This is a genomic window from Acidisoma sp. (assembly GCF_035492295.1).
Taxonomy (GTDB): domain Bacteria; phylum Pseudomonadota; class Alphaproteobacteria; order Acetobacterales; family Acetobacteraceae; genus Acidisoma.
Map to the genome: position 1 here is coordinate 1 of NZ_DATJJK010000120.1, position 3,599 is coordinate 3,599.

Consider the following 3,599-nt stretch of genomic DNA (forward strand, 5'->3'; position numbering starts at 1 on the left):
CGAAGGTCAGGCCGCGCACGACGTAGCGGCCCATGAGCAGGAAAATCAGCATCGGCGGCAGCATGGCGGCGATGGCGGCGGCACCGATGTCGTTCCAGGTGACGCCGGTATTGCCGAAATAGCCGAGGGTGCCGATGGGCAGCGTCGCCGTCGCTTGATTGCTCAACACCAAGGGGAAGGCGGCGTTGTTCCAGGCGAAGACGAAGGCGAACATCGCCGTCACGATCAGCCCCGGTGTCGCGAGCGGTAGCGTGACATGCCAGAGGATCGCGGGCAGACGCGCGCCATCCAGCGCGGCGGCGGCTTCGAGATCGACGGGGATATCGTCGAAGAAGCTTTTCTGCAGCCAGATCGAGAAGGGCACCACCACCGTCTGCAGCACCAGAATCATGGCGAGGTATGTTCCCGTCAGCCCCACGGCATTCGCCAGGATGAAATAGGGGATCAGGAAGGCGACCGGCGGCGCCATCATCAGCCCGAGATACCAGAGCATGAGGTTGCGCCGGCCGCGGAAGGCAAACCTGGAAATCGCGTAGGCGGCTGGGACCGAAAAGGGAAGATTGAGCAGCACCGCCCCACCCGCGACAATGACGCTGTTGAGCAGTTGGCCGGCATTGGTGCCAGGGTCGATGAAGGTCTCGTAGAAGCCGCTCCAACTCGGCTTGAAGAAGAGCACGGGCGGGCGGGCGAAGGCCGCATCCGGCGGCTTGATGGCGAGCAGCAGGAACCACAGGATCGGCCCGATGAAGACGATCATGAGAAGGGTCAAGGCGAGATAGAGCCAGACGCGGCGCGCAGCGCTTATCCGCATCACACGATATCCCGGAAAGCGAAGATGGCGAAAAGGCCAATCAGGATATTGACGAGAATGACGATCATCCAGGTGCTGGCGCTGGACAGACCGATGTTAAAATCCACAAGCCCCTGCTGATAGAGATTGTAGGAGAGCGTCCGGGAGGTGGAACCGGGCCCGCCGCGGGTGAGCACGAGCACGAGATCAAACAGATTGAAGATCTGCATGAGACGGAGTGCGGCGACGAAGCTTAGCGGCTTGCGGATCATCGGCAGGGTCATGCGCCAGAGGATGGTCCAACTGCTCGCACCATCAATGCGCGCGGCCTCGAGGATGTCGTCCGGCACTGACAGAAGCCCGGCATAGAGGACGATGGCGCAGAAGGGGGTCCATTGCCAGATATCGGCGGCGAGGATGGCCCAGAGCGCAGTCTCTCCGCTGCCGAGCAGCCCCTGCGCCGGGATCGGAATATGAGCGACGTGCAGCAGCCACGGGATAAGACCGCCCTGCGCATCGTAGAGATAGCGGAACAAAAAACCCGTCACGATCGGGGCGATTGTCGTTGGCATGATCAGCAGGGTGCGGCAGAGATTGACGCCGACGAGCCGCGCCATCAGCAGATGCGCGATGGCGAGGCCGGCCGCCACCTCGATCAGCGTGCCGACCACCGCGATCGCGAAGGTATGCCATAGCGCCTCCAGAAAATCGGACTGGACGATGGCCGCCTTGTAGTTACCGAGCCCGATGAAGCCCAAGGGCTGCGGGCTCATCTGCAGGTTCCAGAAATAGAAACTGTTCTTCAACGAGAAGACGAGCGGGAAGGCAACGAGCACCGTCAGCAGTACAACTGAGGGTGCGAGCAGAAGAAGCGGCAGCATATTGCGCCGTTTTTTTCGCGGCAGGGCCTCCGCCTCATCGATCGAGAGTGCAGCCGACATGTCAGGCGAGTTTGTCGATCAGCGCCTGGGTATTCGCCAGCGTATCGTTATAGGAGGGTAGGGCGTAGGGAATCATGTAATTGCCCTTGAGCACATTCTCGAAAAGATCCGATGTCGCCGCGAGCGTCGATGTCGGCGTGGCACTGCCTGCGAGCACGCGATTGAGGTTGAGACCGTAGATACCTTCGAGTGTGGTATAGACCGGCGCCGGCGGCCGCACCGCCTTGCCGTTCGACTGTTTCAGAAGGGCCAGCTGCAACGGCAGATAAGGATAGAGCTTGGCGAGATCGGCATCCTGGTAGAGTGACGCGCGGGAAAAGTCAGAAAACTGGTGGCCGTATTTGTCCACCTTTGCCATCGCAGCCTGGGCCTTGGCCGAGGTCGCCCATTTCAGGAAGGTCCAGCCATTGTCCTGGTTTGGCGCGAGGGACGGGATGCCCAGGCTCCAGCCGCCGGCGCTGATGACCTGCTTATGCGCGGGGTCGTGCGGCAGCGTGGCAAAGCCGATCTGGTCGGCAACGGGCGAGGGCTTGCCCGTCATGTATCCGTCGCGCTGCGTCAGGTAGAAATAGGGCGTCCACCAGTAGAACATGCCGATGTCGCCATGGGCGAAGCGCATGCCGGCATCGAACCAGTTGAAGTTGATCGCCTCCGGCGGAGAGAGTTTGTAGAGCTGCTCATACATCGTCAACGCCGCGATATTCTCCGGCGTATTGATGGTGGGCGTGAAATCCCACTTGCCTTCCGGGAATTGCTTGAACCAGCGCACGCCCATGCTCGCGGCAAGCTGGGTATACATATGAACGATGGGCTGCGGCTGGGAGCCGGCGACGACCGTACCGAACAACTTCTTGCCGCCGACCGTCGCCCCGTTCATTTTCTGGATCAGCGCGAGGTAGCTGGCCCAGGTGAAATCCTTCGCGGCCGGCATCGAAAGGCCGAGGCTCGAGAAGGCATCCTTACGATACATTACACCCTGGCCATAGGCCGCGATCGGCAGGGTGGCGAAATGTCCGCGCCAGGTATTGAGGGAATAGAGAACCTCGGGAATGAAATCCTTGAGGTTCACGTCCTTGTCGGCCTTGATGAGATCGTCGAGCGGCTTGATCCACTTGTTGTCGAGATATTGGCCCGTCCACATCTGGTCGACGGTCACCACATCCGCGTCCGGCTTATGGGCGATGGAGGAGGAGACGAGACGCGCCTGCAGCGCGTCATAGGCAAGGTTCTCAAGCTCGACCGTGATCCCGGTTTCGGCCTCGAACTGCGGAATGACCTCGCGCAGAGAATAATAGAAAGGGTCAGCTACGACGAGCACGCGCACGCTTTTTTTCGTCGCGGCGAGCGCCGGCGTGGCGAGCGGGGAGGCGGCAAGGGCGGTGGCTAGACCGGCCTTGAGCGCGGTACGGCGCGTCAATCCACTGTGAAACTCTGCCGGCATGCGACTGCTCCATCGGTTGGAAGGGCGATTGAAGTGAGGAAGGCTCCGGAATACTCTGAGTTGGTGGAGTAATGCTCCATATACCGGGCAGGGTTGTCAACACGTCATTCGTCGGGAACGATCACGAGATGGACGAGCAGCGCAGAGCACATCCGAAGGCCACACCGCCGATCGTGGTGCGTCTGCAGGCACAGTTCGCGGAACTGCCGCCTGCGCTCGCCCGGGTCGCCAAGCATGTGATCAATTATCCCCTTGAAACGACCGGGCTTTCCATCGAGGCGCTGAGCCGGGTCACGGAGAGCGGGCAGGCGAGCATCGTCCGCCTCGTGCATAATCTCGGCTTCGAAAGTTTTCGTTCCTTCAAGCTGGCTTTGGCCGCCCAATGTGGCGGGACCACCGCGCCCGGTTTTCCGCAGCAGAGCGTCGA

General features: G+C 61.2%; 4 protein-coding genes. 1 reads left to right on the top strand and 3 read right to left on the bottom strand.

Going from position 1 to position 3,599, the window contains the following annotated elements; all coding sequences use genetic code 11:
• The 3 genes from VL752_RS08485 to VL752_RS08495 all read right to left on the bottom strand — a co-directional run.
• A partial coding sequence (locus VL752_RS08485; protein ID WP_325354110.1) for a carbohydrate ABC transporter permease occupies positions 1-811 on the bottom strand: 811 nt, incomplete at its 3' end.
• Entirely contained in the window at positions 811-1,731 is a 921-nt protein-coding gene (locus tag VL752_RS08490; RefSeq protein WP_325354112.1) for a carbohydrate ABC transporter permease, read from the bottom strand. The genes VL752_RS08485 and VL752_RS08490, both read right to left, overlap by 1 nt.
• Before the next feature lies 1 nt (position 1,732).
• Positions 1,733-3,172: an ABC transporter substrate-binding protein gene (locus VL752_RS08495; RefSeq protein WP_325354114.1), complete on the bottom strand. Its 1,440-nt coding sequence runs from the start codon at positions 3,170-3,172 to the stop codon at positions 1,733-1,735.
• Positions 3,173-3,300: 128 nt separating this feature from the next.
• Between VL752_RS08495 and VL752_RS08500 the strand changes: the two genes are divergently transcribed.
• Positions 3,301-3,599, top strand: a 299-nt coding sequence (locus tag VL752_RS08500) for a MurR/RpiR family transcriptional regulator (protein WP_325354116.1), incomplete at its 3' end; no start/stop codon positions are given.